The following is a 26,029-nucleotide window of genomic DNA, read 5'->3' on the forward strand; positions in this document are numbered from 1 at the left end:
CTGTTCAGCCGGACCAGCCGCCATCAATCACGTGTGGCTGCCCGGTGGTAAAGCCGCTTTCGTCGCTGGCAAGGTACACAACAAGTGCGGCAATCTCTTCTGCTTTGGCAACGCGGCCCATGGGCTGGCGCGAAACGAATTGCTTCAGCGCCTCTTCGTACGATCCAACCTCTTCGCCCAATGCCTTTACGCGGTCATGCCAGCTGGGGCTTTCAACCGTGCCGGGGCAGATGCAGTTACAGCGAATGCCCTTGGTGATATAATCGATCGCGACGGATTTCGTCATGCCGATTACGGCCGCTTTGGTGGTGCCATAGATGAACCGGTTCGGCGCACCGATGATGCTGGAACAGGCCGAAGACATGTTGATGATCGAACCGTTCCCGCGTTCTAACATGCCCGGAAGTGCCGCGCGGATGGTGCGAAACATCGACCGGACGTTAAGATCAAACGCGAAATCCCATTCGTCGTCTGTGGCGTCCAAGACCGTGCCGTGATGCACGAAGCCGGCACAGTTGAACAGCACGTCAGGCTGTGCCCGCGCCACGCCCTTGTTCACGCTGTCTGTGTCGCGCGCGTCCAGTACGAATGCCTCAATCCCGTCGCCATCCAGACCTTCTAGCGCGGCTTCGTTCACGTCGGTTGCAAAAACCTGCGCGCCTTCCGACGCCATAGCCAATGCAGTTGCCCGTCCGATACCCTGCCCCGCTGCCGTCACAAGGGCGCGTTTGCCAGTAAGCCGTCCCATATTCATCCTCCTGTCAAAGGTCCGCCGGACCCCAATCTTGTGTTTCGAATTTCTGTGATCGTCGCACCAGCCCCTAAGGCGGCGCGATCTTTGGGCCAGCGTGGCGGCGGTTTTGCCGTTCGCGATGCCAGATATAGGTGCCAGCCGCGATGATGATCAGCCCGCCGCCAAGCGTCCAAATGGTTGGCCACGTGTCAAAAAAAACGATCCCGGACACAGCGGCCAAAATGATCTGGATATAGATCACCGGCGCAAGAATTGACGCCTCGGCCCAGCGATGCGCAGAGGTGACAAGGATATGCCCTGTGCCGCCGAATATCCCGATCAGGAAAAAGAATGCCCACGACCCCGCCGTATCCGGCCATACCCAAACAGAGAACGCAAACGGCGCAAGGCATACCGTCGCCAACCCCGAGGCCCAAAGCTGACTTGTTGCGTTGCTTTCAATCCCGGCCAACAAGCGGGTCATGACGAAGTACAAAGAGGCAAGGCAAAGCGCGCCAAGGTTCAGGAACATCGCCGGGTGAAACCCTTCGCCCCAAGGCTGCATCACGAACAGCACCCCGAAAAAGCCGACGCACACGGCCACGATGCGGTGAATGCCTACCTTTTCGCCCAAAATCGGGATCGACAGCAGGGTCACCACAATCGGCCCGGCAAACATGATCGTCGTCGTCACGGTGATCGGCAGGTACCTAAGCGCCGTGAAATTCAACGCAGTGCTTCCGAACAAAAACACCGAACGCAAAATCTGTTTTCGCGGGGCGTTGGAACGGATGGCATCCAAACCTTCACGCGGCAGGAAGATCACCGCCGACATTGCGAAATGCATGAAGTAACGCGCGAACACCACCTGCAACGCGGGCAGTCCGGCAAGGACCAGCCATTTTGCCGATGTGTCGATCATGGTGAAAAAGAAAACCGCCCCGGCCATTGCCGCAAGGCCCAGTGCCGTACGCTCTTCTCTGGGGGCAACGGGGTGTGACATTGGCTAGCGCCTTCGCCCTTCGGTAATCTGTTTCACGGTGTTCAGCATCAGGCACACGCTGGTGCGTCAGAGGTCCAACGATGAATCGGGATGTGTGCCTTCTGGGCCAAGGCCGCGCGCGCGTCTTCCCACATGCCACGCCATTCTTGCCAATCATCCAGCCCAGCACCGGGGTTGGCGGCAGAACGAGCAACAAATTCGGGGAAATGCGACCGGCCTGTTGGCTGACCACTGACGTTATAACGAATGTCGAATGACCACCGGAATTTTTCAGACGTGTTGTCACGCGATGCATGGGGTGTCAGCGGGTGGAAAATGACCGCGCCGCCTGCCTTTACCGGCAAAGGCGTCGCTTTGCTCAGGTCCAGACAGCCGTCGGCAATCGCCGTCTGTTTTTTTGGGCAATGCGGGTACATCTGCGGACGGCCGGGGATCACTTGCAGGCATCCGTTTTCAAGGGTTGCGTCCGTGATGGCCAGCCAAACGGTCACCATCTGCGTGCTGTCGCTTTCTTCCAGCGCGACAGCGCGGTCCTGGTGCCAGTCGGTTGCCGTGATGTGCGCGCGCGCTTCTTCGTTATCCAAAGTGACCGATGGAGGCTTCAGCCGAACATGTTGGATCGGGTTCGATGTGATTTCTGGCCCAATCAGATCTTCGACCAGATCCAACAGCCCCGCATTGGTCACCATGTCGAACACCGCAGGGCCAAAGTGGAAGGGGCAATCCGCCGCGATTTCATCACCCGGCAGGGAAATATCCATCGGCTGGAACCAATCACAGCCCGCCTTATAACTGGTCAGCAGCTTTTCAAAGAAATCGCCCTGTGGCGCGGGCACCCGCCCTTGGGCATGCCAATCGGCGTAAAGGCGATCCAGCAGATCACTGTATTCCGCACGCACACGTTCCAAAAGGTCGGTGGGCAGGACATCTGGAACAACCAGATAGCCTTCGTTTTCGAACTGTTCGTGTTGGGCTTGGGTTAGTCTCATGCGCGTACACTTTCCAGTTTGCCCCAGTCAAAATTGACCCCGTGGCCGGGCCGTTCCGGAGCGATCGCAAAACCGTCGCGGATCTCAAGTGGATCCTCCACAAAATTTTCCAGCCCGAAACCATGCGCCTCTAGGTAGGATCGGTTCGGACATGCTGCCAAAAGCTGAACGGTGATGTCATGGGCGCCGTGGCTGGTGACAGGCAGGTGAAATGCCTCGGCCAGATGGGCGATTTTCATGAATGGAGTGACGCCACCGCAGTTGGTCACGTCAGGTTCGGGGAAAGTTACCCCACCTTCGATGGCTGTGCGGAAATCCCAAACCGTGCGCAGGTTTTCCCCGCTGGCAATCGGAATACCACCATCGCGTAAGATGCGCGCGTGACCGGCCGGGTCATCGGGTGGAATAGGCTCTTCGAACCAAGTCAGGTCAAACCCCTGCAAGGCCTTGGCCAACCGAACCGCGCCATCGACGGTAAACTTCATGTTGGCATCAACCATCAGCGGCAGGTCGTCACCAAAAGCTTCGCGCATCGCGGCAACCTTGGCGACATCCTCTGACATGCGATCCCGGCCCACCTTCATCTTGATGGCCCGGTGCCCCTTGGCGAAATTTGCGTGGGTCTGGTCGATCAGCTCTGCCGCTGTCAGATCCAGATCAATACCGCCCGCATAACAGGGCACGTTGGGATCAAACCCGCCAAGCAACCGCCACAGCGGCATGTTGGCGCGCTTTGCTTTCAAATCCCACAGCGCCATATCCAGCGCCGACAGGGCGAACACTGTTGGCCCGCCCCGTCCGCCATAGTGAAAGGCCCACCACATATCCTTCCAGATCGCTTCGATCAGGTCGGCGTCGCGGCCTTTCACACGCGGAGCCATTTCGCGGCCCAGAATGTCGGCAATTGCGCCGCCATTCACACCGCAGCTGAAGGTGTATCCAACACCTTCGGCCCCGTCTGCATCGATAACCCGCGCAGTCACCACCTCGAACCCGGCCATTGCGCCATGCATGCTGTCTTCCAACACACGCGGAAGCGGGATCAGGTAATGGTCTGCGCGGACTTTTTCGATGCGTGCCATGTATCACCTATAAGAAGATGGTGATAATTGGCGGCCAGATCAGCAGCACAGACAACGCACACAGTTGAAGCGCGATGAACGGCAGGAACCCGCGGAAGATATCCGTAAGAGAGATATCGGGCGGAGCCACTGATTTAAGGTAGAACGCAGCCGGACCAAATGGCGGCGACAAGAAGCTGACCTGCATGTTCATACAGAACACCACACCGAACCAAATCGGGATATAGCGTGGATCAACATGGCCCAAGAACCCAATCTCTTCCGCTGGAAGGCGAACGACGATTGGCAGGAACACCGGCATAATCAGCAACACGATGCCGACCCAGTCCATGAACATACCCATGATCAGGAACACGACCATCATCACTAGGATAATGCCCATTGTCGGCAGTTCGGCCCCGACAATCAGGTTGGCCACGTAAGTCGGCCCACCGACCAGCGTATACGCCGCCGCAAGGGCCGCCGCACCGATGGTCACCCAGATGATCGTACCCGTGGAAAGCAACGTGCGCATCAGGCTGTCCCACACGATGTCAAAGGTCATTTCGCGCCGGACAAGGCCGATGACGAACACAGCGACAACGCCCATACCCGCAGCTTCGGTAATGCCCGTGATACCGCCATAGATGGAGCCCAGAACAACCCCGATCACAATGATCGGCGCGATCAGGCCCTTACCCATTTCCCAGCCCTTCGACGTCCGCTCGCGGCCGACAACGAACTGGATCAGGATCAGCGCAAAGGCAAACGTCCCGATAATCCATGGGATGTCCGTGACCATGCCCAGTGGGATTGGATCTTGCCCCTCGCGCACGGCATTGGCGCCGGTCAGGGTAAAGAACACAGCCCGCGCGAACAACACGCCTGCCGCCCACAGTGTGAATTTGGACAGGAAGCCAAGGAACATCAGGCCCTTGTCGCTGCCGTCTGGGTCACCCGGCTCTGCCGGTGGAAGTGGCGCAAGCGAATGGTTCATCCGCGTACGGATCACGATGTACAGGATGAAGAACGTCGCCAGCATGAAACCGGGCAAGAACGACGCCGTAAACAACGCCTTGATCGAGGTTTCCGTGACCAGACCATAGAAGATTAGAACGATCGACGGTGGGATCATCGTGCCCAACGAACCCGACGCACAGATCGTGCCGATTGCAAGGTTGCGGTCATAGCCCAAGCGCAACATCTGCGGCAGCGCGATAAGGCCCAACAGAACCACCTCGCCCCCGATGATGCCCGACATGGCGGCCATGATCACAGCCATGATCGAGGTCACAATCGCGATGCCACCACGCGTGCGGCTAAGCCAGACGTTCAGTGACGAATACATATCCCTTGCGATGCCAGATCGTTCCAGCAATGCCGCCATAAAGATAAATAACGGGACAGATATTAGAACATAGTTCGTCATCTGCCGGTAAACCGCCTGCCCCAGCACCGACAAGGGGCCGCGGCCGAAGTCACCGAACAGAAGGGATGCATCAAACTTCAACATCAGGGTGACAACCGCAAGGAACGCAGACGCGAACCCCAGCGGCATGCCGATTGCCAACAAGGCAAACATCCCCAGGAGAATGATAAGACTAAGGGTGCCGATATCGACCACGATCACTTCTCCTCAAGTGTGCGACGGATGTTTTCGATCTCGACTTCGTCGATTTCGTCCATTGGGGTGTGGTGTTCTTTTTCTTTGTTCCAATCCGCGATCAGGTTTGACACGGCTTGGATACAGACCAAGACAACGATGATCAGCAACGCTGGCTTGATGATGCCCGGAATGGGTGGATCCCACGCAGTGCCGAAGGTCTCCATCCGCATAAAGCGGTTCTTGGCATCGGTATAACCGCCCCAAACAAGCGAGAAGGTGAAAGCAACGATCAGCAGAACAGAGATCGTATCCGATACTTTCTGCATCCAACGCGGCATCATGTCATAGATGATGTAAATCCGGATATGGCTGCGCTGCTGCATGGCGTAAAGACCGGCAAGCAGGAACACGAACGAGGCGACCCAAAGGGATAGCTCATTTGCCCAAAGCGTGGGCTTGGAAAAGACATAGCGCGAGACGACTTCGTAAAACATCACCAGGACGACGAAGGCGACCATAACCATCGCCATGCGTCCCAGAACGATGGACACAAGGTCAAAGAAACCGTCCGGTTCGCTTTCAATCGCCCCTTTCGTGTCCGACAGGAACAGTGATCCGAACAACAGCGCCAAGCCAAAGCTGGCCAGTGCCAGTTGCACCAAAGGGCGCCCTGCGGGGCGGATCATTTCGAACATGCCATAGGCATCTTCGACAAGAAATTGCTGAGCGAGAAGCCAGAGATAAAGAAGCGCTGAAAGCGCGATGAAACCGATCATCGCATTTTTGACTGGGCCGCGCATTCGCCCAAGCCATAAGGAATTTGTGTTCATTTCAGGCCTCCCCACCTGCAAACGTTCCGTTTTGTACGTTCAAGAAAGCGGGCCCGCGCCGTGGGGCCCGCTTGTTGTCGTCAAAAAGCCACCATAGATGGCCGGAACGTTCGCTTATTGCAGGCCGAGTTGGGCCAGATATGCCTTGTGGCTTTCAAGAATGTTGCGTGCTTGCTCGTTCTTGTCACCCCAGCGTTCCCATGCAACGCGCGCACCAGCGCGGAATGCTGCACGGTCTTCTGCGGACCAGTCGTAAAGGGTGATGCCTTCAGCTTGCAGCTTGGCTGCGGCTTCGGCGTTTGCCTTCAGGTTCGCAAGACCGATGTGAAGCGTCAGCTTCTGCATTGCGGTGTCGATGATGCGACGGTTCTGCTCGCTCAGGCCATCCCAGACGTCTTTGTTACACGCCAGGTGGTCAGCTGGCATCGAGTGGAAGCCAGGGTAAGTGGCGTGCTTAACGATGTCGTAAAGACCAAGACCAACGTTGTTCGCCAGACCGGATGCATCGGCACCGTCGATGATACCGGTTTCAAGCGCGGTAAAGATCTCGGTGAAGTCCATCACGATTGGGGAAGCGCCCAGTTCGTCGAAGATTTCTGTTTCCATGCCGGGTGGGGAACGGAATTTCCAACCCTTCAGATCCTCAGGTCCAGCAATCGGGGCAGACGAGCTCATGGATTCCTGACCGTATACAGACCAGCCGATCAGCTGCATGTTCTGTTCGTTATACAGTTCCTGCGCTGCGGCAAGGCCATCGCCGTAATACAGCCAAGACAGCATCTGCCACGGTGTGTCGTAGCCACCCATCAGGTCACCCACGAATTGGAACGCAGGGTTCTTACCGGTCTGGTAAGCACCGCCTGTCATGTCGCAATCCAGAATGCCGTTGATGGCCGCATCAAAGGTTTCAACCGTCGCAACAACAGACGACGAATAGAACATCTCGATCGCGATGTTGCCGCCGGACATTGTCTGGATGTCGTCGATCCATGTGGCGATCGCCTTGCCTGTTGGATGCTCAGTTGCGTAGTGCGTCTGAATACGCAGCGTCGTTTCTTGCGCCAGCGCTGGCACCGCCAGCATGGTCGCAGCTGCGGCAGACATTAAAAGTGATTTCGTTTTCATTGTTTTTTATCCTCCCTGTGTCGGTCTTTTTCGACCAACCTTTCAAATCCCACACCACCTCCTACGGCGTGAACTCAGATGGTATACCATCTTCCCTGACGATAACGAGTAGAACCTCGACAATCAATAAATTTCGGTATACCAAATTTACCTTATGCCATGGGCGGGTTAAGGCATCGGGATCAATCACGGACGGACCCCATTCGAATGATGGAAAAGAACCTTGCGGAACAGATTGCCGGCCAACTTCGCCGCGATATTCTTCGCGGAAAATTACCCCCCGGCGCATCCATAAAAGAGCGCGACAACGCAGCCGAAATGGGGGTCAGCCGCACCCCGCTAAGAGAAGCGATTCGTATCTTAGCAAAGGAAGGTCTGGTCGAACTCCGCCCCGCACGCAGCCCGATTGTGTCGATGCCTTCGGTCAAACAAATCTCGGACGAAGTTGAAGTTTTGTTGTCGGTTGAAAAGCTGTCGGGCGAATTGGCGTGTGAACGTGCCACAGACGCCGAAATTGCAGCCATTTCAGCGATTGTCGACGAAATGTCGCAAGATTTCGAGACGGCCGATCCCGTCGACATGTTCGAAACCGACATGAAATTTCATACCGCAATTGCACAAGCCGCGCACAATCAGCCCCTTGCTGAAATCCATGGAACATTTCTTGCGCGGCTATGGCGCGCACGGTTTCTGGCCGCAGTAAAACGCCGCAACCGGGAACGCGTGATTGATCATCATGGATTGATTGTCGACGCCCTAAAGGCACGTGATCCACACGCAATCCGCGTGGCCATTGGCATCCACCTTGATCGCCTTGCCGAAGACATTTCCCATGTGATCGAACAGGAAATTGCCGCCGCAACGAACGGTGCTGACGCGGGCGGAAAGTAGCCATCTAATGCCACGCACGCCGAACCTTAACGCAATGCCCTATTTCGAATCGGTGGTGCGGCGCGGAAGCATCTCGCGCGCGGCAGAGGAACTTTCGGTTTCGCCCTCGGCGGTCAGTCAGCAGATCAAACTTTTGGAACAGCAGCTTGGTGTGAAACTGTTCCGTCGCACGGGCCGCGTGCTGACCCTGACGTTAGAGGGTGAGTTGCTGGCCCAGACCGTCGGAACCGCATTGCGCATGATAACGGATGCGCAGGCAAACCTTGGCCGCACCCGCACCGCCCGGCGGCTGAACCTGCGGGTTTCACCCAGCTTTGGGGTGCGCTGGCTTGGCCCGCGCCTGTCTGATTTTGTCGCCCAATATCCAGATTGGGATCTGCGCGTCGACGCCGCCCCCGACCCCACGGATTTCGACCGCGAGGTTATGGATTTAGACGTTCGGTATGGCACCGGAAATTGGAAAGGCCTGCACACGCAGCCGCTGGTTCATGACTATGTTCTGCCACTGGCCAGCCCTGATTACCTTGCCGGGTTGCCCGCCGATGATCCCCTTTCAACCGCGCGTCTGATCGACAGCGCGCGCGCAATAACCCAATGGGATTATTGGCTGTGGCACAACAACATTACCACCGTCGCGAACCGCAAAACCATTTTGATGGATCGATCCTCTATGGCGATCCAACTTGCCCTTGATGGGGCCGGTGTGGTGTTGGAATCCTTAGCCCTTGCCAGTGCCGAACTGGCCGAGGGAAGGTTGGTGCCCGTCACGCCCGACATCCCGGTTTTGCGTTTTCCCGCATATTGGGCGCTGTGCCCCGCGCGTTTCACCAAACGCCGCCCGGTGCGGCTGTTTCTGGATTGGGCCGAAAAACAGGCCGCAACCCATGAAACAGAGGTTGCGGCCTTGATTTCAAAACATGGGCTTTGCACCACAGACATTACGCCCGAAACGCAAACCCTTCACCCGCCAAATCAGTGAATAAGCGAACCGCCGTTTACGTCGACCTCGGACCCTGTCACATAGGCCGACAGGTCTGACGCCAGAAACAGGCAACAGCCCGCAACATCATCCGCTGTGCCCGCGCGGCCCATTGGAATTCCTTCCAACACTTGCGCACGCATTTCATCCGTCAGCTTTCCGGCGGTGATGTCAGTGGCGATGAAGCCGGGGCAAATGGCGTTTGAACGCACGCCATCCGGGGCCAGTTCACGTGCCATCGCCTTGGTCAGACCCAGAATACCCGCCTTGGCGGCTGAATAATGCGGTCCGCCAAAAATGCCGCCGCCGCGTTGCGCAGAAACGGATGACATGTTGACGATTGACCCCTGCCCCCGCGACCGCAAATGCGGGATCAACGCCTGAGACATATAAAGCGTGCCGCGCAGGTTTACATCCAACACCGCGTCATAGTTTTCCGGCGCGATATCCATCAACTTCAATGGCTGCGTGATCCCGGCGTTGTTCACCAAGATATCGACCGCGCCCAACGCATTGATCAGATCAGCGGCGACCGCCTCACACGCGGCTTTGTCTGTCACATCACACACGCGCGAAACATGGCCTTCGCCGGGAAGGTCGGCGGCAGCCTCGGCCGCTTCGTCAACGTCCAGATCAAGGATCGCAACGCGCGCGCCGTGTTGGGCGAAAAGCATTGCGGTGGCTTTGCCCAGCCCGCGTGGGCTGGCGGCGCCGGTGATGATTGCGGTCTTACCCTCAAGCAGTTTCATGTCGTTCCCTTACAGCCAGGATTTGACCGACGCGGTAACCGCATCGACAGAAATTCCGTATTGATCGTGAAGTGTGGGCAATGCGCCCGCGTCCAAAAACGCATCCGGCAGACCGATCTGGCGGAACGGCACATGCACACCCGCCCGCATCAGCGTTGCGGCGACAGCCTCGCCCAACCCGCCGGTGACAGAATGGTTCTCAGCAGTCACAACCAAACGCCCGCTTTTGCTTGCCTCGGCCACGATGGTTTCAACATCCAGCGGTTTGATCGTCGGCACGTGCAGCACGCCGCAATCTACGCCATCCGCCTGCAACTGTTTCGCCGCGTCCAGAACCCGCATCGTCATGAAGCCCGACGACACGAACAGCACATCGCGCCCATCGCGCAGCATCTGGGCCTTGCCCATTTTGAACTGATACCCGTATTCGCCCAGAACGTTGGGCACCTGTCCCCGCAGAAGCCGCATATAAACGGGGCCGGGATGGTCCGCGATGGCGCGGGTGGCCTGATCAATTTCGACCGCGTCACATGGGTCAATGATCGTCAGGTTCGGCATCCCGCGCATGATGGCCAGATCTTCGGTCGCCTGATGGCTGGGGCCATAGCCCGTGGTCAGCCCCGGCAAGGCACATACGATTTTGACGGGAAGGTTTTCTTCGGCAATCGCCATGATGATAAAATCATACGCCCTGCGCGAGGCAAAAACCGCATAGGTCGTGGCAAAAGGCGTGAACCCTTCACGGGCCAGACCCGCGGCGGCAGACACCATCACCGCCTCTGCCATGCCCATCTGGTAAAACCGGTCGGGATAGGCTTTGGCGAAGACGTGCAGATCCGTGTATTTCGACAGATCCGCCGTTAACCCAACGATGTCGTCCCGGTCTTTCGCCATATCGACCAGCGCGTGACCGAAGGGCGCAGCAATCGTGTCACGCCCTTCTGAATCAAGCGAGGCAATCATGGCCGAGGTCGCCAACCGCTCCCCCTCGGGGGCTTTGCGCGGGGTGTATTTGGAGCTGCGACGGGAAAGTTCTTGATCGCTCATTGTGGTTTTCCCTCGTCCAGAATGTTCAAAGCGCGGGCCCATTCTTCGGGTTCAACGCGCACGAAATGGGTGATTTCGCGGTCCTCAAGGAACGGGATGCCTTTGCACATCTTGGTGTTGCAAATGATCACGCGCGGCTGGTCACCCTTGTGGGCGCGAGCGGCGTCAAAGGCGGCAACGACGGCGTCCATGTCGTTACCGTCGACCTCTTGCGCGAACCAACCGAAGGCCGACCAACGGCCAGCTTCGGGAACGTTCGCCAAGGCCGCTGTGGTTTTGCCGTCGGCCTGCTGATCGTTGAAGTCGACGATGGCAATCAGGTTATCCAGCTTCCACTGAACGGCAGACATCACAGCCTCCCACGTGGACCCTTCGCCCAATTCGCCGTCCGACAGCATGTTGTAAACGAACGCGGGGTTCTTCTTCCGCTTCAGCCCCAGCGCCATCCCAACGGCGATACCCAGCCCGTGGCCCAACGAACCGCCAGTGATTTCCATCCCCGGCGTATAGGCCGCCATGCCTGACATCGGCATCCGGCTGTCATCCATGCCATAGGTGCCGATCTCATCCTCGGGCAAAATCCCGGCTTCGATCATCGCTGCGTAAAGCGCGATGGCATAGTGGCCGATCGAAAGAAGAAACCGGTCGCGCCCTTCCCACTCTGGCTCTGCCGCGCGATAGTTCAGCGCGTGAAAATACGAAACCGCCAGCACATCTGCGACGCCAAGTGCCTGACCGATATAGCCTTGGCCCTGAACCTCGCCCATGCGCAAAGCATTGCGCCGGATTGCCCAAGCCCGCCGTGCAAGGCTGACGTTTGATCCACCTTTTGGTGTTGCGGTATTCATGATCCCCCCAAAATTTAGTTGGATTAGGGGACCACTTGATCGCCACCAGATCAATCAAAATAACTTAACGATCTCTTAAGAAATGCTTCAATGTTAGCCCCCAAAAGCCATGCTAGCCTGACCCCAATTAATCGGGGGGAGAGCAATGAATTTATCGTCACTTCTGGCCGCGCGTCACGACGCAGGGCGGCCCATCCGCATTGGCCTGATCGGCGCTGGCAAGTTCGGATCAATGATCTTGGCGCAAGCGAAATACATCAAAGGCTATGACATCGTCGGCATTGCCGATCTGGACGTGCAAAAGGCCAAAGCATCCCTAAACCGCACCGGTTGGGACGCCGCGCAATACAGCGCAACGTCGATGACGGACGCGGTGCAAAACGGCACGACCTGCGTCACCGATAACGCCGCCGACCTTCTGGCCTGCGATGCCATCGAATGCATAATCGAGGCAACCGGCCACCCCCTTGCAGGCACGCGCCACGGGCTTGCCGCCATCGACGCCGGCAAACACGTTATTATGGTCAACGTAGAGGCCGACGTGCTGTGCGGTGCTGTTCTGGCCGACCGGGCCGCGAAGCAGGGCGTGGTCTATTCGATGGCCTATGGTGACCAACCCGCCGCGATCTGTGAACTGGTGGATTGGGTCCATTCCTGTGGCTTTGAACTGGTCGCCGCCGGTAAGGGCATGAACTTTGCTCCGCCCTATCGTTATTCCACCCCCGATACCGTCTGGGGCTATTTCGGGTGGAGCGATGAGGAAGTGGCCGCAGGCGACTTTAACCCCAAGATGTACAATTCGTTCACCGATGGCACCAAAGCGGCAATTGAAATGGCCGCGGTCGCGAATGCCACCGGCATGGATTGCCCCGACGATGGCTTGGCGTTTCACCCGGCCGGCCTTCAAGACCTCGCCACCGTGTTCCGCCCCGAAAGCGAGGGTGGGAGGATGGCCAAACCCGGCCTTGTCGACATCGCCGCCAGCCGCGAACCGGACGGGCGCGTGGTTCTGAACAACATCCAATACGGAATGTTCGTCACCTTCAAAGCCCCCGATGAATACACCCGCGCCTGTTTCGAACAATACGGCCTGCTGACCGACCCATCGGGTTGGTACGGTTCGATGTGGCGCCCTTTCCACCTTATTGGTCTTGAGACAAGTGTCTCAGTCCTGTCGGCCTGCTTACGGGGCGAGGCAACGGGCAGTTCCACCCGCTGGCGCGGCGATGCTGTGGCCACGGCCAAGGCGGATTTCGCAGCAGGGGAATACCTTGACGGCGAGGGAGGATTCAAAGTCTGGGCTAAGGCGATTCCGGCGAAGTTGTCGGCCAAGCACAACGCCTTGCCCATCGGCCTTGCCCATCACATCAAGCTGAAAAAGCCGATCGTGAAGGACCAGATCGTCAGCCTCGATGACGTCGAGATCGTTGATGACAAAGACATTTTTGCCCTGCGCGATGCGCAAAAGGCATTCTTAGACGGCTAACATCCACCCCAGCGATGCATCCGTGTCGCCCACCGGCTTATACTCCGCGCCTACGGGCGCGGACCATTGCAAGCGGTCAAGCGTTTGCCAGATGTGGGGGAAGTTTAACTCTCCATGATCAGGGGTGCCACGGTCGGGGACCGACGCCACCTGAACATGCCCGATCAGCGGCAACAGACGTTCCAACCGATGGGTCACGTCGCCCTCCATCAGCTGCACATGATAACAGTCGAACATCAGTTTCAGGTTCGGTGCGCCAACCTTTTCGATGATCGTTTCGGCCTGCGTGGTCGTCGAAAGGAAATACCCCGGCGCGTCATAGTGGTTAAGCGGCTCTATCAAAATCGTCCTGTCGCTCGCCCGCTGACACGCATAGCGCAGCGTTTCGATAAATGCCGCTTCGGCCTCTGGCCCCTCGGCAAAGCCGGCCATCACGTGGATATTCGCCGTCTGCGTGGCGGCGGCATAGGCCAGTGCTTCGTCTACAGCCGCGCGCGCCTCTGACCCGCGACGGGGCAAAGCCGCCAAACCGTTTTCACCGGGGTTCCCGCGACGGGTATTCAGGCCCAGCATTCGCAGGCCAGTCTGTTGCAATGCAGCGGCGACATCAGTGGCAGGAAAGTCATAGGGCCAATGGCATTCGACCGCGTCAAACCCGGCAGCTTTGGCCGCGCGAATGGCATCCGGCAACGGGCGATCCGCCCACAAAAACCCAAGGTTCGCTGAAAACCGCATCACATCACCGCCCCGATTTGCCACGGCACAAATTCATAATCACCCAGCCCCTGCTGTTCAGACTTAGACTGTTCACCCGACGCCATGCGCAGCCACATCTGGTAAATCTCGCGGCCCACCTCTTCGACAGAGGCCCCTTCGGACAAGATACGCCCGGCGTTCACGTCCATATCTTCGGACAATCGGTTGAACATTTCCGAATTCGTCGCGACCTTCATCGATGGCGACGGCTTTGCGCCAAAGGCCGACCCGCGCCCTGTCGTAAAGCACACCAAGTTGCACCCGCTGGCGATCTGCCCCGTGACGGATGCGGGGTCATATCCGGGACTGTCCATAAAGGTGAAACCCTTGGCCGTAACTGGTTCGGCGTATTTATAGACCCCCATCAACGGCGTCGTGCCACCCTTGGCCACCGCACCTAAGGACTTTTCCAAAATCGTGGTCAGCCCGCCTTTTTTGTTCCCCGGACTTGGATTGTTATCCATCGAGCCGCGATTGCGCGCGGTGTAATCCTCCCACCAGTGGATCAGGTCGATCAGTTTGTCGCCGGTTTCGCGATTGGTTGCGCGGGCAGTCAGTTGGTGTTCGGCGCCGTAAACCTCGGGCGTTTCGGCCAGAACGCCGGTCCCGCCCTGCGCAACCAACAGATCACAAGCATAGCCAACGGCGGGGTTCGCAGTGATCCCCGACCACGCATCCGACCCACCGCATTGAAGTGCGACCATCAGTTCGCCGGCGGGGCAAGGTTCACGTTTAACGTCGTTCACGACAGGCAGCATCGCGTTGATCTTGTCGATGCCCATCTCCACGGTGCGGCGCAACCCGCCCACATCCTGAATGTTCATCGTCTGGAACAAAGGACCGGGTGTCAGGCCGTAAGCCTCCACCAACCAGTCGATTTGCATCATCTCGCACCCCAACCCGGCCAGCAGAACGCCCCCGCAGTTCGGATTGCGGGCATAGCCCCACAGGGTGCGTTGCAACACCTCAAACCCGGTGCCGTCGCCGCCGATCGCACAACCCGTGCCATGCACAAAGGCAACGACGCCATCAACGTTGGGATAGGCCGCCAACCGCTCGGGCGTGAAATGCGCCGCGATCTGACGGGCCGCGGTAGCTGAACAATTCACGCTTGTCAGCACAGCGATATAGTTACGCGTTCCAACCCGCCCTGTCGCGCGACGGTAGCCCATGAAGGTGTCGGTCGTTTCCGCAGGCGCAACCGGACGCAGGTTGGTGCCGTATTCATAGGCGACATCGACCGCGCGGAATTCAAGGTTGTGGGTATGCACATGGCACCCCGCCGCGATGTCTTTGGACGCATAGCCGATCACGGTCGAATACTTCAGCACCGGTTCGCCCTTGGCGATGTCACAGGTCGCCATCTTGTGGCCACGCGAGATCAGCTCTGCCGCGCTATCGTCGCCTACTTGCAACGGAACCGCCGCCGTCACCACGTTATCAACGTCTGACAACCGAATGGTTTTCATGCGTTTACTCCCAATCCACGTCGAAACGCGTGACGATATCTTGGACCTGGGCATCGCTTAGCGCTCGGCGCGGAAGGCCGCGCGTCAACAGTGCCAGCCGCGCGGTATCTTCCAATTCTTCGATGGCGTAACAGGCCGCTTCGACATCCTTGCCCGCGACCACCGGCCCGTGGTTGGCCAGCATCACCGCGCTGCGTTTGCCCGCCAACCCGCGCACCGCATCCCCCATCGCCGGATCACCGGGCAGGAACACGGGCAGCAGCTTGACCTTACCCAGCTTCATGATTGCATAAGGCGTAAGCGGAGGCAGGAAATTATCTGGATCGGTATCTTCCAGCATCGATAGGGCAACCGAATGACACGAATGCAGATGCACCACCGCCCCTGCCGTACTGCGCGTTTCGTAAAACGCACTGTGCAGCGGCATTTCCTTGGTCGGCTTGTCACCGCCAACATGGCGACCTTGCGCATCGAACAACGACAACCGCCCCGGATCCAACCGGCCAAAGCTAGACCCAGTCGGCGTAACCAACAGCCCGCCATCAGCTGTCCGGGCCGAAATGTTACCGCTGGATCCGCCAGTCAGGCCACGGTCAAACATCGATTTGGCCAGGGTGCAGATCAGCTCCCGCAGGGTGGCGTCGGTGCTCATATCTTATCCAGTTTTTCTAGGGCGGTGGCAAAGAAGCCTTCGTCGCCAAAGTTGCCGGACTTCAACGCCAAGGCAATCGGGGTTTTGCCGCTTTTACAAAAACACCACGGCACGCCCGGCGCGATTTCTGGCCCGATATCAAGCCGATCAACCTTTAACGCCTGCGTCACCGCGCCCGAGGTTTCGCCCCCCGCAACAACAAACCGGCGCACACCGTTACCAAGCGCCGCAGACGCGATTTCCGCCAGTGCATCTTCGACGATTGCGCCCGCTTTTTCGCGGCCCAATGCCTCTTGTGCGGCACGAACGGCATCGGGGGCAGCGGTGGCATAGATCAGGGGTACGCCGGATTGCTGCACCAGCCAGTCCAACACCGGTTGAATACCATCCCGCGCCAAGGTCAGCGGGTCGAGTTGATAGGACGGCGCAGTCTTCGAATAGGCCGCGACCTGCGCCTGCGTCATCGCAGAACACGATCCGGAAAGGATCAGGCCGTTACCCTCCGGAACCTGCCACGCAGCGTTGCCGCCATCGTCATCCAACACGCCCGCCGCCCGGTACAGGTCGGGCAAAGGCATTGCGATTGCGCTGCCGCCCGTCATCAACGGCATGTCCTGACAGGCGGTCGCGATGGTTGTCAGGTCTTCATCCGCAACGGCATCTACGATCACATGGGCACCCAAATCCGCCAACTTGCCCTGCACGGCTTGCGGCCCCTTGGCGACCGTCAAGCGGTCCACCAAGCCGACATCGCCGGTGACCTGAGGTTCCAGAAGCCGCATCAAGTTGCTGTCGCGCATCGGCGTCAGGGGGTGGTTGCGCATCGGGCTTTCGGCCAATGGCTGCTGCCCGACAAACAGATTGCCCATAAAGATCGAGCGGCCATTTTCCGGAAAAGCCGGGCAATAGATGGTCTGATCCGCCTTAAGCCGCGCCATCAAAGCCTCGGCCACCGGTCCGATGTTACCTTCCGCCGTTGAATCAAAGGTGGAACAGTATTTCCAAAAAAACCGGCTGGCCCCGGCCTGCTGCAACCATTCCAAAGCCGCCAGCGCCTGTTCAACGGCTTCCGCAACCGGCACGGTGCGGATTTTCAGGGCAATCACCTCGAACGGGGCGGCGGCGTCAACGGGGCCGTCGGGCACGCCGATACGCAGGGAAACGCGCGCACCACTGCGGGCCAGCAACCCGGCAAGGTCTGTCGCGCCGGTGAAATCATCGGCAATCGCGCCAAATAGAGCCATGGATCAGCCCTCGCCCGGAAGGGTCAGACCAGCGTTGCGGGCATAAACCTTTGCCACCGCCGCATCATCCTCTTTCCCCAGACCGGAACCCGACGCCGCCAGATATTGCTGCAACGCCGCCGCCGTGATCGGCGCGCTGAACTTCGCGTCTTTGGCGATATCAAGAACGATCCCAAGGTCTTTGGGCCAGATATCAACCGCGCTTAGCGGTGTGTAATCGCCTGCAATCACATGCGGCGCGCGGCTTTCCAGCGCCCAACTGGTGCCCGCGCATTGGCGGATCACCTCTAGGAATTTTGCAGGTTCGACGCCTTGCGAGATGCCAAAGGTTATCGCCTCGGCCATGGCCGCGATTTGGATGCCGACCAGCATCTGGTTGACCGCCTTCATCGAAGACCCGGCCCCAACCTGATCGCCCATGTCGAACACCTTTTCAGACATCGCCTCCAACGCAGGGCCAGCTTTTTCAAATGCAGCGGGCGAACCCGCGGCAAGGATGGAAAGCGAGCCATCGCCCGCGCGGATCGTGCCGCCAGAAACAGGCGCATCAAGGTAGTGCAGGCCCAGCTCTTCGCACCGGCGCGCCATTTCACGGGCGAATTCCGGGGCAACCGTCGCGCAGATCACAACCGCAGTGCCGGGCGACAGGCGCGAAGCGATCCCGTTTTCGCCAAACAGCACAGATTCCGTTTGCGCCGCGTTCACGACAACCACAACAACAGCGTCCAAAGTTGCGGCGACATCGTCAAATTCGCCCTCAGCCCCACCAGCGGCACGGAAGCGCGCCACGGCATCTGGGTTTACGTCATACCCATGCGTTGTCAGCCCCGCACGAACCAACGCGCCAGCCATGCCAAACCCCATCGCCCCAAGGCCAAAAATCGCAACTGTCGTGTTTGCCATGTGCTCCCCCCACTCTGATCGTGAAAAATGGTATACCAAAAAAACTTGCAAGCCAAGCAGCTAAGCGTGAAGATGATTTCGTTTTTACGCAGCGCGGATTTAACCCCAGACCACTGTTTCGAAAGGCATCCAAGATGAAGATCACACGCGTTAAAAGCCATGTTCTTCAATATGATATGCCCGATGAGCTGGGATATTCGCAGCAGTATTACGCCAAGCGAACCGCCCATCTGGTAAAGGTTGAAACCGACGAAGGCGTCACCGGATGGGGCGAATGTTTTGGCCCTGGCGCGATTGCGGTTGCGAACAAGGGCATCGTCGAAGGGGTCATTCAGCCGATGATCCTTGGGATGGACCCGCTTGATCGGGATGTGATCTGGCACAAGGCCTACAACCTGATGCGAGATCACGGGCAAAAGGGGATGCCGCTGCAATCTCTTTCGGGCGTCGATATTGCGCTGTGGGATATTGCGGGCAAGGTTGCCGGGCTGCCATTGCACAAGCTGATTGGCGGCGCGCATCGCACCTCTGTCCCGGCATATGGCTATGGGATGATGCTGAAACGTGAAAGCCTTGCCGACCACATCGCACGCTTCAAGGACGAGGCCGCAGCGATCCGCGACATGGGCTTTGCGGCCACCAAAATGAAGGTTGGGCTGGGCGCACGCGATGACGTGAAACTTTGCGCCGCTGTGCGCGACGGCATCGGCCCCGATTTCGATTTCATGGTGGATGCCAACCACTGCTACAACACGCCCGACGCCTTCTATGTTGGCCGCGCGTTAGATGAACTGGGCGCCTATTGGTTCGAAGAACCCGTCGCGCCCGAAGATTTGGATGGATATCGCGACCTTCGTGCGGGGCTAAGCGTGAATATTTCAGGCGGCGAGGCTGAATTTAACCGCTGGGGCTGGCGTGCGATCCTTGAAAACCGCGGGCTCGACATCGCTCAGCCAGAGGTTTGCGCGCTTGGCGGAATATCCGAATACTTGCGGGTGCTGGCGCTGTGCCACGCGCATTTCACGCCTGTTATCAACCACGTCTGGGGGTCAGCGGTCGCCGTGGCGACGAACCTACAACTGCTTGCCGCGATGCCACCCCTGCCCGGCGGGCTGCACCCACAAGAGCCGATGTTGGAATTCGACACCACCGATAACAAATTCCGCGATGAGCTTTTGACCACCCCATTGGACATTCAGGGGCAAGTCGCGCGCTCGGGACGTGTGGCGGTGCCCGACGCACCCGGTATTGGCGTCACGCCTGACCCGGCGATGTTGAAACGGTTCGCGATTGGCGCTTAGTACGTCGCGCGACCACCCGACAGGTCAAACACCCCGCCCGTGGTGAACGAATTTTCAGGGGACGCGATCCACACGATCATTTTTGCGGCCTCTTCGACCTCTAAGAACCGGCCACGGGGGATTTTTGAAAGCATATAGTCGATGTGCTCTTGGCTCATCTGATCGAAGATGCGGGTACGGGCGGCGGCAGGTGTCACGCAGTTCACCGCGATATCCAACCCGGCCAGTTCCTTGCCCAGCGATTTCGTCAGCCCGATCACCCCAGCCTTCGATGCGGAATAGGCAGAGGCGTTCGGGTTCCCCTCTTTCCCGGCGATAGAGGCGACATTTACAATGCGGCCATACCCTTGTGATTTCATCCCGGGTACGCAGGTTTTGTTCACATAGAATGTGCCGTTCAGGTTAATGTCGATCACCTTGTGCCAGGCGTCGATGTCGTAATCTTCGACGGTCGCGTTGGGGCCCGCGATCCCGGCGCTGTTCACAACAATCGTTGGAACGCCGACCTGATCACAGGTCGCCAAATAAGCCGCCTGAACCGATGCTAGGTCGGCAATGTTGCATTCAATCGCGGTGCCCTTGCCATTCAGCCCGGCCATTGCGGCATCGTTCGCTGGGTCAATGTCCCAGCTTACAACCCGCACGCCTCGTTTGACCAAAAGCTGAGCAACGGCAAAGCCGATGCCCTGCGCGCCCCCGGTCACAACCGCAACTTGACCTTCCATTTGCCGCCCCCCGTTTGCCGGTTATCCGCGCCCAATATAGGGCATGTTGGTTGCCATGACGGTCATGAACTGCACGTTCGCCTCTAGAGGAAGCGAGGCCATTTGCAGCACCGAATTGGCCACATGCTTCACATCCATCACAGGTTCAATTGCCGTTGACCCGTCGGCCTGTGGCACGCCCTTGGTCATCTTTTCCGCCATGTCCGTCAGCGCGTTACCGATGTCGATCTGCCCGCAAGCAATGCTAAACGGGCGCCCATCCAACGAAAGCGAACGTGTCAGCCCGGTGATCGCATGTTTGGACGCCGTGTAAGGCGCCGAACCCCAGCGCGGCACATAGGCAGACACCGACCCGTTATTGATGATCCGCCCACCCTGAGGGTCCTGTTTGCGCATCTGCCCAAACGCGGCACGTGCGGCGATGAAGGCCCCCATTACGTTCACGTCCAACAGGTTGCGAATGTCAGCCACGGCCAGTTCATCAATCGGCGCGCCACCAAGGCTGACACCTGCGTTGTTGAACAGCGCGTCAATGCGGCCCCAGTGGTTGGCGGCCTTGGCGAAGGCGGCGTCAACGTCCGCCTCATCCGTCACATCGCAGGGCAGGCACAGCGCGTCACTGTCACCCGCGGTTTCAGCCAAGGGCCCTTCGCGGCGGCCAACAAGCCCAACCTGCCAGCCAGCTTCGATAAATGCATTTGCCGTGGCGCGGCCTACGCCGCTGCCAGCGCCGGTAATAATAATCGATGGCATCGGAATTCTCCTTAGTGGTTATCGCGCGGCAAATCGCCCGCGATGCGCTGATACGCCGTGGCCAGTTCAAGGCAGCCACCTTCGGCCAATTGGCCGACATGCGTGCGATAGATTTCTTGCCACGGGGTCTGGTGTTTGATCTCGGGCGCGACCCAAGCATCGCGCCGGGCCTGCCATTCCGCATCATCCACCACTGCATCAAGGGTCGAGACGTTAAGATCAAGCCGCACCCGATCACCCGTTTTCAACAGGGCAAGGCCGCCACCCACCACAGCCTCGGGCGAGGCGTTCAGGATCGACGGGCTTTCCGATGTACCCGATTGCCGCCCATCGCCCACAGTGGGCAGGTGGTTGATGCCTTTGCGGATCAACGCGTCCGGCGGCTGCATATTCACCACCTCGGCGGAACCGGGGTAGCCAACGCACCCAACGCCGCGAATGAACAGGACGGTTTCGTCATCAATGCCAAGACTGTCGTCGTTGATACGGTCGTGGTAATCCTCGGGCCCTTCGAAAACCACGGCACGGCCTTCAAAAATGCCTTCGGCACCCGGTTTTGACAGGAACCGCTGACGGAAATCAGGCGAAATAACCGAGGTTTTCATCAACGCTGAATCGAACAGGTTGCCCGACAGCACCAAGAACCCGGCGCGTTCGCGCATTGGGTCGCTAACCGGGCGGATCACGTTGGTGTCTTCGCTTTCCCATCCGTCCAGATTTTCAGCCATCGTCTGACCCGTCGCCGTAAGCGCGTCACCCTTTAACCGACCTGCCTTGGCCAATTCACCCATCACCGCTGGCACACCGCCAGCACGGTAAAAGCTTTCGCCAAGGAATTCACCGGCAGGCTGCATGTTGACCAAAAGCGGGGCGTCAAAGCCCACAGTCTCCCAATCCTTCACGGTCAGATCGACGCCTGCGTGGCGTGCGATGGCTTGAAGGTGGGGCGGCGCGTTGGTGGACCCACCGATGGCAGTGTTCACGACAATCGCGTTTTCAAACGCGGCGCGGGTCAGAATGTCGGATGGTTTCAGATCGTCCAGCACCATCTGAACGATCCGACGGCCCGTTTCATAGGCCATATTCATTCGTTCACGGAACGGCGCGGGGATGGCGGACGAACCGGTCAGGGTCATGCCCAACGCCTCGGCCATGGCGTTCATCGTGCTGGCGGTGCCCATCGTGTTACAGTGACCCAACGAAGGGGCCGAGGCACAGGCGCGGCTGATAAATTCGTCATAATCGATCTCGCCTTCGGCCAGCAAACGGCGGCTTTCCCAGATGATCGTACCAGACCCGGCGCGTTTACCTTTCCACCAACCATCCAGCATCGGGCCACCGTTCAGCGCAATCGCCGGAAGGTCCACGGTGGCAGCGCCCATCAGCATGGCCGGGGTCGTCTTGTCACAGCCGGTGGTCAGCACCACACCATCGATGGGATAACCATGCAGCACCTCAACCAACGACAGATAGGCAAGGTTCCGATCCAAAGCCGCCGTTGGCCGTTTGCCAGTTTCCTGAATGGGGTGCACCGGAAATTCCATCGGAATCCCGCCCGCGTCGCGAATGCCCGCTTTAACCCGGTCGGCCAGAAAAACGTGGATCTTGTTGCACGGCGCAAGGTCGGAACCCGTTTGCGCCAGCCCGATGATCGGCCGTTCGCCCTGCAATTCGCCGCGGGTGTATTCCTGGTTCTGATATCGTTCCAGATACAGCGCGGTCATGCCGGGGTTGTTGGGGTTGTCGAACCATTCCTGAGACCGGAATCGTTTGTTTGCACGCGTGTTTGACATGGTGTTCTCCCCCTTCCCCTGAGCGGATAGCGCAGGCTCTTGTCGTAAGCTGTCAATTTGGTATACCAAATGCAAGAGAAATCAAATAGGGGCTGGCATGTTACATCGGATCGGACTTTTGATGGCGGCCTTTTTCATATCGTCGGGAGCATCCGCGCAGGTAGATATCGCCGATGCCGAAGCTTGCTTTGCGAAAGCGGTCACCGACAACACAAACCCCGCCCCCTGTATCGATGCCGCGCAAAGCCTGTGCATGATCGACGCACAGGAAACACCCGCCGTTGCAACGCTTTGTTTTAACAACGCAAAAGATAGCTGGTCAGGCGCGCTTGGCAGCCGCATCCAATCTTTCGTCGCCGACGCGGATGAGACGTTGGCCGCCGTCGCGCAGATCGAAACGAAATACGATCTGCTTTCAAGCCTGATCCAATGCGACCGGATTGAGGAACTTTCCATCGCCGCGTCTGACATTCCGGGCGAGGAAATTGCGATGCAAAAATCGCGCTGTCAGTCCACCGCGTCGGGGCTGGCCTATATGCGCCTGTTCTTGCGCGCGCGTCAGAATCCATAAGGGCCATCCCATGATCGAAGAACCAATTCGCCTGACGATCCGTCGCAATTTCGCGCGCCCCACCCCGGCGCAGGTCGATGCATTTCGCAACCTTCCCACCGGTTTTATTTGCGATGCAATGGACGGGCGCGGCGCGATGGACACGGCGATCGCCCCTGTTGGTCCCGACCTTCCCCCACATGCGGTCGGCGTCGCGCTGGTCGCTGACAACGGACCAGAAGAGATTTTGGCGACCATGGGCGCGGTTCACATCATGCAGGCGGGCGACATGATCGTGTCGGCCGTGCGCGGCGGGGCCAACTGCTCGGCCGCTGGGGATCAGTTCATGGGCATGTTGAAAAACAAAGGCGCGGCTGGGTTCGTGACCGATGGCCCAATGCGGGATTACGAAGGAATAGCCGAGGTAGGCCTGCCTGCGTGGTGCACCGGGCTGAACCCGAATTCGCCCTATTCCAACGGCCCGGGCCGGGTCGGTTTCGGCGCGGTTGTGGGCGGCCAGACCGTCAACAGCGGCGACATCGTCGTGGCCGACGTCAACGGCGTGGTTGTCGTACCGTTCAACCGCATCGAAGCCGTCATCGCCCAGCTTGCCAACGTTCAAGCCGCCGAAGATGCGTTGGAGGCAAAGGTAAAATCCGGTGCCGCCGACATGCCCTTGGTCGAACAGATGTTGGCCGACGGCAGCGCCGTGATCATCGATTAGGTGAACGCGCTTTTCGCGCCGCCCGATTCCTGCATCTTGAAGATCGACGTGTTATCCTTCGCCGGAGGCAGCGGCATGGTGACGGGCACGTTTTCCAACCGCGGTGTCAGGCATGGTTGACCGGTGATTGTGCGATCTTGCAAGTCATCCCAGAACCGCCGCTGACCAAGGGCATGGATATAGCTGCTGGCCCCAAGAATGGGCCACGCATCCGCCTTGGCAACCTCAAAGAACAGGATCTTGCGCGCGCGATCCGAAACATTCGGGGCCGAGCCGTGCAATACCCGGGCATGATGCACCGACATGCTGCCCGCCTTACCGGTTAGGGTTACCGCCTTTTCGGGTTCGAACAACGGATCATCCGGGTCAATCGCCCCGCAGAAAACTCCGTTCGCATGGTGGCTTAGCACCGGCCCTTTGTGGGTTCCGGGGATGACCATCAGGGGGCCGTTATCCTCCTCCACGTCCTCTAGCAACAGGCCGAAGGCCAGCAGGTCATCGTTTGTATGCGGGTAAAACGCCCAGTCCTGATGCCATTCCACCGCCGCCCCGCCACCTGGCGCTTTGGTGTTCAACTTCGACGTAATCAGCGTCGTATCCGGCCCCAACAGATCGTTCAGAACCTGCGTAACGCCCGATTGGGTCAGCACCTCGTGATAAACCGGGTCGCGTTTATGCGGCAGCTTGATACGCGTCAGACGCGGCGTTTCGGCGCTGTGCCCCTTATCCAGATCATAAACATCGTCGCTTTGCGAAATGTGGCGCGAGGCTTCGATAAGCCCCGCCGTCACATCCTGCATCCGTTTCAACTGATCCGGCGTCACCACATCTTCGACCATCAAAAACCCGTTCTGGTCATAAGACGCCTTCTGCGCAGAGCTCAGCATCAGTCGCGCCCCTTTTTGGCTTCCTCTTCCATATCAAGCCCATTCAGACGGCCGACATGGTCGGTAATCATCGGGACATAGTCGCCGCCATTTCCGATCCCTTCGACATGGGTGAAATAGTGCTTGGCCGCCCCGGCCATAATGGTCGTGATCCCAGACGCATCCGCCATCGCATTGACGTACCGCAGGTCTTTGGCGGCGTTAGCAATCGTGAATTTGTGGATTTCGCGATCGCGTTCCACCGCATAGGTCATGAACGTTTCAAAGAACCCGTTCGACAGGCGGCTTGATCCGATCACCTCGCGCACTTTGGCGGGCGGGATACCGACCTTGGCGCCCAGCACCGTCGCCTCGGCATACAAAGAGGCATAACCCATCGAGATGAAGTTCATCAGCAGCTTCATCTTATGGCCGCTGCCCGTCGGCCCGACGTGGGTGATATTGCCCGCCCAGCATTCAAGCACTGGCTTGACCTTGGCCATGGTCGCATCGTCGCAACCCACCATGGCGTCCAGCGTTCCGGCCTCTGCCTCTTTCGGGGTGCGGCCAAGCGGGGCGTCCACCAGCGTTCCGCCTTTTTCAGCCAGTTCTTGGGCCAGCGCGTCTGTCGATGTCGGGTCAGCCGTTGTCGTGTCGATCACGATCAACCCGTCGCGCGCGCCCGCCAAGATGCCGTCAGGGCCGCGCATGATTGCCTCTACCTGAGGGGAATTTGAAAGGCACAGGTGAATGACATCACAGACTTGGGCCATTTCGCGCGGCGTCTTCACCTCGGTCGCGCCCATGCTGACCAAACTATCGACGGGCGTTCGGTTGCGGTTGCCCTTGATCCAAAGGGGATACCCCTTTTGCACCAAATTCTTGGCCATACCGTGGCCCATATAACCAACACCGATGAAACCTATATTCAGATCGCCCATCTTTT

At 58.7% G+C, this 26,029-nt stretch carries 26 protein-coding genes; 6 read left to right on the top strand and 20 right to left on the bottom strand.

Features of this window, described 5'->3' with window-relative positions:
* Window positions 1-4 precede the first annotated feature (4 nt).
* The 7 genes from COL8621_RS17980 to COL8621_RS18010 all read right to left on the bottom strand — a co-directional run bounded on the left by COL8621_RS17980 (window position 5) and on the right by COL8621_RS18010 (window position 7,347).
* Window positions 5-754: an SDR family oxidoreductase gene (locus COL8621_RS17980; RefSeq protein ID WP_093968808.1), complete on the bottom strand. Its 750-nt coding sequence runs from the start codon at window positions 752-754 to the stop codon at window positions 5-7.
* A 67-nt stretch (window positions 755-821) separates the two neighbouring features.
* Complete coding sequence (locus COL8621_RS17985; protein ID WP_093968809.1) at window positions 822-1,736, bottom strand: DMT family transporter; 915 nt, start codon at window positions 1,734-1,736, stop codon at window positions 822-824.
* A gap of 47 nt (window positions 1,737-1,783) precedes the next feature.
* Entirely contained in the window at window positions 1,784-2,725 is a 942-nt protein-coding gene (locus tag COL8621_RS17990) for a phytanoyl-CoA dioxygenase family protein (protein WP_093968810.1), read from the bottom strand.
* Window positions 2,722-3,807, bottom strand: a complete 1,086-nt coding sequence (locus COL8621_RS17995) for a mandelate racemase/muconate lactonizing enzyme family protein (RefSeq protein ID WP_093968811.1) — start codon at window positions 3,805-3,807, stop codon at window positions 2,722-2,724. Before COL8621_RS17995 ends, COL8621_RS17990 begins: the two co-directional genes overlap by 4 nt.
* 7 nt (window positions 3,808-3,814) lie before the next feature.
* Window positions 3,815-5,368, bottom strand: coding sequence for a TRAP transporter large permease (locus COL8621_RS18000; protein ID WP_093968812.1), 1,554 nt, complete (start codon window positions 5,366-5,368; stop codon window positions 3,815-3,817).
* 44 nt (window positions 5,369-5,412) lie between these two features.
* The gene (locus COL8621_RS18005; RefSeq protein ID WP_093968813.1) at window positions 5,413-6,222 is read right to left on the bottom strand and encodes a TRAP transporter small permease subunit; all 810 of its coding nucleotides are present in this window, start codon (window positions 6,220-6,222) and stop codon (window positions 5,413-5,415) included.
* 114 nt (window positions 6,223-6,336) lie between these two features.
* Window positions 6,337-7,347, bottom strand: a complete 1,011-nt coding sequence (locus COL8621_RS18010) for a TRAP transporter substrate-binding protein (RefSeq protein WP_093968814.1) — start codon at window positions 7,345-7,347, stop codon at window positions 6,337-6,339.
* A gap of 207 nt (window positions 7,348-7,554) precedes the next feature.
* Here COL8621_RS18010 and COL8621_RS18015 point away from each other — a divergent pair, with 207 nt between their 5' ends.
* Both COL8621_RS18015 and COL8621_RS18020 read left to right on the top strand, forming a co-directional pair.
* The gene (locus COL8621_RS18015; protein ID WP_093968815.1) at window positions 7,555-8,238 is read left to right on the top strand and encodes a GntR family transcriptional regulator; all 684 of its coding nucleotides are present in this window, start codon (window positions 7,555-7,557) and stop codon (window positions 8,236-8,238) included.
* 7 nt (window positions 8,239-8,245) lie between these two features.
* Entirely contained in the window at window positions 8,246-9,217 is a 972-nt protein-coding gene (locus tag COL8621_RS18020; protein ID WP_093968850.1) for a LysR substrate-binding domain-containing protein, read from the top strand.
* Here the strand turns inward: COL8621_RS18020 and COL8621_RS18025 are convergent.
* The 3 genes from COL8621_RS18025 to COL8621_RS18035 are packed head-to-tail and all read right to left on the bottom strand — an operon-like array spanning window position 9,211 to window position 11,861.
* A complete protein-coding gene (locus COL8621_RS18025) occupies window positions 9,211-9,966 on the bottom strand; it encodes an SDR family NAD(P)-dependent oxidoreductase (protein ID WP_093968816.1) in 756 nt (251 codons plus the stop codon). The genes COL8621_RS18020 and COL8621_RS18025 overlap by 7 nt on opposite strands.
* 9 nt (window positions 9,967-9,975) lie before the next feature.
* Window positions 9,976-11,013, bottom strand: a complete 1,038-nt coding sequence (locus COL8621_RS18030) for a transketolase family protein (RefSeq protein WP_093968817.1) — start codon at window positions 11,011-11,013, stop codon at window positions 9,976-9,978.
* Entirely contained in the window at window positions 11,010-11,861 is an 852-nt protein-coding gene (locus COL8621_RS18035; protein WP_093968818.1) for a transketolase, read from the bottom strand. Before COL8621_RS18035 ends, COL8621_RS18030 begins: the two co-directional genes overlap by 4 nt.
* Window positions 11,862-12,006: 145 nt before the next feature.
* Between COL8621_RS18035 and COL8621_RS18040 the strand changes: the two genes are divergently transcribed.
* Complete coding sequence (locus tag COL8621_RS18040) at window positions 12,007-13,347, top strand: NAD(P)H-dependent oxidoreductase (protein WP_093968819.1); 1,341 nt, start codon at window positions 12,007-12,009, stop codon at window positions 13,345-13,347.
* Here the strand turns inward: COL8621_RS18040 and COL8621_RS18045 are convergent.
* Genes COL8621_RS18045 through ltnD form a run of 5 tightly spaced genes read right to left on the bottom strand, consistent with a single transcriptional unit; the run spans window position 13,336 to window position 18,371 of the window.
* Window positions 13,336-14,082, bottom strand: a complete 747-nt coding sequence (locus tag COL8621_RS18045) for a hydroxypyruvate isomerase family protein (RefSeq protein WP_093968820.1) — start codon at window positions 14,080-14,082, stop codon at window positions 13,336-13,338. The two genes, COL8621_RS18040 and COL8621_RS18045, sit on opposite strands and share 12 nt — an antisense overlap.
* Window positions 14,082-15,572: a UxaA family hydrolase gene (locus COL8621_RS18050; protein WP_093968821.1), complete on the bottom strand. Its 1,491-nt coding sequence runs from the start codon at window positions 15,570-15,572 to the stop codon at window positions 14,082-14,084. Before COL8621_RS18050 ends, COL8621_RS18045 begins: the two co-directional genes overlap by 1 nt.
* 4 nt (window positions 15,573-15,576) lie before the next feature.
* Entirely contained in the window at window positions 15,577-16,224 is a 648-nt protein-coding gene (otnC, locus tag COL8621_RS18055; RefSeq protein WP_093968822.1) for a 3-oxo-tetronate 4-phosphate decarboxylase, read from the bottom strand.
* Entirely contained in the window at window positions 16,221-17,468 is a 1,248-nt protein-coding gene (gene otnK, locus COL8621_RS18060; protein WP_093968823.1) for a 3-oxo-tetronate kinase, read from the bottom strand. Before otnK ends, otnC begins: the two co-directional genes overlap by 4 nt.
* A gap of 3 nt (window positions 17,469-17,471) precedes the next feature.
* Window positions 17,472-18,371: an L-threonate dehydrogenase gene (gene ltnD / locus COL8621_RS18065; protein WP_093968824.1), complete on the bottom strand. Its 900-nt coding sequence runs from the start codon at window positions 18,369-18,371 to the stop codon at window positions 17,472-17,474.
* A 134-nt stretch (window positions 18,372-18,505) separates the two neighbouring features.
* Between ltnD and COL8621_RS18070 the strand changes: the two genes are divergently transcribed.
* Complete coding sequence (locus COL8621_RS18070) at window positions 18,506-19,672, top strand: mandelate racemase/muconate lactonizing enzyme family protein (RefSeq protein WP_093968825.1); 1,167 nt, start codon at window positions 18,506-18,508, stop codon at window positions 19,670-19,672.
* Here the strand turns inward: COL8621_RS18070 and COL8621_RS18075 are convergent.
* From COL8621_RS18075 to COL8621_RS18085, 3 genes are read right to left on the bottom strand one after another with little or no spacing between them, the layout of a single operon-like run.
* Window positions 19,669-20,397 (bottom strand): SDR family NAD(P)-dependent oxidoreductase, encoded by a 729-nt coding sequence (locus COL8621_RS18075; RefSeq protein ID WP_093968826.1) that lies wholly within the window; start codon window positions 20,395-20,397, stop codon window positions 19,669-19,671. The genes COL8621_RS18070 and COL8621_RS18075 overlap by 4 nt on opposite strands.
* Window positions 20,398-20,418: 21 nt before the next feature.
* Entirely contained in the window at window positions 20,419-21,150 is a 732-nt protein-coding gene (locus COL8621_RS18080) for an SDR family oxidoreductase (protein ID WP_093968827.1), read from the bottom strand.
* Window positions 21,151-21,161: 11 nt separating this feature from the next.
* Window positions 21,162-22,943 carry an IlvD/Edd family dehydratase gene (locus COL8621_RS18085; protein ID WP_093968828.1) on the bottom strand — a complete coding sequence of 594 codons (1,782 nt, stop codon included), beginning with the start codon at window positions 22,941-22,943 and terminating at the stop codon, window positions 21,162-21,164.
* Between the two features lie 97 nt (window positions 22,944-23,040).
* Here COL8621_RS18085 and COL8621_RS18090 point away from each other — a divergent pair, with 97 nt between their 5' ends.
* Both COL8621_RS18090 and COL8621_RS18095 read left to right on the top strand, forming a co-directional pair.
* Window positions 23,041-23,514 (top strand): hypothetical protein, encoded by a 474-nt coding sequence (locus COL8621_RS18090; protein ID WP_141137916.1) that lies wholly within the window; start codon window positions 23,041-23,043, stop codon window positions 23,512-23,514.
* Window positions 23,515-23,524: 10 nt separating this feature from the next.
* Window positions 23,525-24,217: an RraA family protein gene (locus COL8621_RS18095; RefSeq protein WP_093968830.1), complete on the top strand. Its 693-nt coding sequence runs from the start codon at window positions 23,525-23,527 to the stop codon at window positions 24,215-24,217.
* Here the strand turns inward: COL8621_RS18095 and COL8621_RS18100 are convergent.
* Together COL8621_RS18100 and COL8621_RS18105 are read right to left on the bottom strand one after the other, a co-directional pair.
* Window positions 24,214-25,104 carry a phytanoyl-CoA dioxygenase family protein gene (locus tag COL8621_RS18100; protein WP_093968831.1) on the bottom strand — a complete coding sequence of 297 codons (891 nt, stop codon included), beginning with the start codon at window positions 25,102-25,104 and terminating at the stop codon, window positions 24,214-24,216. The genes COL8621_RS18095 and COL8621_RS18100 overlap by 4 nt on opposite strands.
* Entirely contained in the window at window positions 25,104-26,024 is a 921-nt protein-coding gene (locus COL8621_RS18105) for an NAD(P)-dependent oxidoreductase (protein WP_093968832.1), read from the bottom strand. Before COL8621_RS18105 ends, COL8621_RS18100 begins: the two co-directional genes overlap by 1 nt.
* Between the last annotated feature and the right edge of the window lie 5 nt (window positions 26,025-26,029).

The sequence above is a fragment of the Actibacterium lipolyticum genome (genome assembly GCF_900184935.1).
Classification (GTDB): domain Bacteria; phylum Pseudomonadota; class Alphaproteobacteria; order Rhodobacterales; family Rhodobacteraceae; genus Actibacterium_A; species Actibacterium_A lipolyticum.

Excerpts from the sequence above, each read along its gene's own strand:
- COL8621_RS17985 (WP_093968809.1), bottom strand. The coding sequence starts at position 1,736 with ATGTCACACCCCGTTGCCCCCAGAGAAGAGCGTACGGCACTGGGCCTT.
- ltnD (WP_093968824.1), bottom strand. The coding sequence starts at position 18,371 with ATGGCAAACACGACAGTTGCGATTTTTGGCCTTGGGGCGATGGGGTTT.
- otnK (WP_093968823.1), bottom strand. The coding sequence starts at position 17,468 with ATGGCTCTATTTGGCGCGATTGCCGATGATTTCACCGGCGCGACAGAC.
- COL8621_RS18020 (WP_093968850.1), top strand. The coding sequence starts at position 8,246 with ATGCCACGCACGCCGAACCTTAACGCAATGCCCTATTTCGAATCGGTG.
- COL8621_RS18075 (WP_093968826.1), bottom strand. The coding sequence starts at position 20,397 with ATGGAAGGTCAAGTTGCGGTTGTGACCGGGGGCGCGCAGGGCATCGGC.
- COL8621_RS18080 (WP_093968827.1), bottom strand. The coding sequence starts at position 21,150 with ATGCCATCGATTATTATTACCGGCGCTGGCAGCGGCGTAGGCCGCGCC.
- COL8621_RS18095 (WP_093968830.1), top strand. The coding sequence starts at position 23,525 with ATGATCGAAGAACCAATTCGCCTGACGATCCGTCGCAATTTCGCGCGC.
- COL8621_RS17980 (WP_093968808.1), bottom strand. The coding sequence starts at position 754 with ATGAATATGGGACGGCTTACTGGCAAACGCGCCCTTGTGACGGCAGCG.
- COL8621_RS18000 (WP_093968812.1), bottom strand. The coding sequence starts at position 5,368 with ATGTTTGCCTTGTTGGCAATCGGCATGCCGCTGGGGTTCGCGTCTGCG.
- COL8621_RS18015 (WP_093968815.1), top strand. The coding sequence starts at position 7,555 with ATGATGGAAAAGAACCTTGCGGAACAGATTGCCGGCCAACTTCGCCGC.
- COL8621_RS18030 (WP_093968817.1), bottom strand. The coding sequence starts at position 11,013 with ATGAGCGATCAAGAACTTTCCCGTCGCAGCTCCAAATACACCCCGCGC.
- COL8621_RS18100 (WP_093968831.1), bottom strand. The coding sequence starts at position 25,104 with ATGCTGAGCTCTGCGCAGAAGGCGTCTTATGACCAGAACGGGTTTTTG.
- COL8621_RS18035 (WP_093968818.1), bottom strand. The coding sequence starts at position 11,861 with ATGAATACCGCAACACCAAAAGGTGGATCAAACGTCAGCCTTGCACGG.
- COL8621_RS18105 (WP_093968832.1), bottom strand. The coding sequence starts at position 26,024 with ATGGGCGATCTGAATATAGGTTTCATCGGTGTTGGTTATATGGGCCAC.
- COL8621_RS18045 (WP_093968820.1), bottom strand. The coding sequence starts at position 14,082 with ATGCGGTTTTCAGCGAACCTTGGGTTTTTGTGGGCGGATCGCCCGTTG.
- otnC (WP_093968822.1), bottom strand. The coding sequence starts at position 16,224 with ATGAGCACCGACGCCACCCTGCGGGAGCTGATCTGCACCCTGGCCAAA.
- COL8621_RS18005 (WP_093968813.1), bottom strand. The coding sequence starts at position 6,222 with ATGAACACAAATTCCTTATGGCTTGGGCGAATGCGCGGCCCAGTCAAA.
- COL8621_RS17990 (WP_093968810.1), bottom strand. The coding sequence starts at position 2,725 with ATGAGACTAACCCAAGCCCAACACGAACAGTTCGAAAACGAAGGCTAT.
- COL8621_RS18010 (WP_093968814.1), bottom strand. The coding sequence starts at position 7,347 with ATGAAAACGAAATCACTTTTAATGTCTGCCGCAGCTGCGACCATGCTG.
- COL8621_RS18090 (WP_141137916.1), top strand. The coding sequence starts at position 23,041 with ATGTTACATCGGATCGGACTTTTGATGGCGGCCTTTTTCATATCGTCG.
- COL8621_RS18050 (WP_093968821.1), bottom strand. The coding sequence starts at position 15,572 with ATGAAAACCATTCGGTTGTCAGACGTTGATAACGTGGTGACGGCGGCG.
- COL8621_RS17995 (WP_093968811.1), bottom strand. The coding sequence starts at position 3,807 with ATGGCACGCATCGAAAAAGTCCGCGCAGACCATTACCTGATCCCGCTT.
- COL8621_RS18085 (WP_093968828.1), bottom strand. The coding sequence starts at position 22,943 with ATGTCAAACACGCGTGCAAACAAACGATTCCGGTCTCAGGAATGGTTC.
- COL8621_RS18025 (WP_093968816.1), bottom strand. The coding sequence starts at position 9,966 with ATGAAACTGCTTGAGGGTAAGACCGCAATCATCACCGGCGCCGCCAGC.
- COL8621_RS18070 (WP_093968825.1), top strand. The coding sequence starts at position 18,506 with ATGAAGATCACACGCGTTAAAAGCCATGTTCTTCAATATGATATGCCC.
- COL8621_RS18040 (WP_093968819.1), top strand. The coding sequence starts at position 12,007 with ATGAATTTATCGTCACTTCTGGCCGCGCGTCACGACGCAGGGCGGCCC.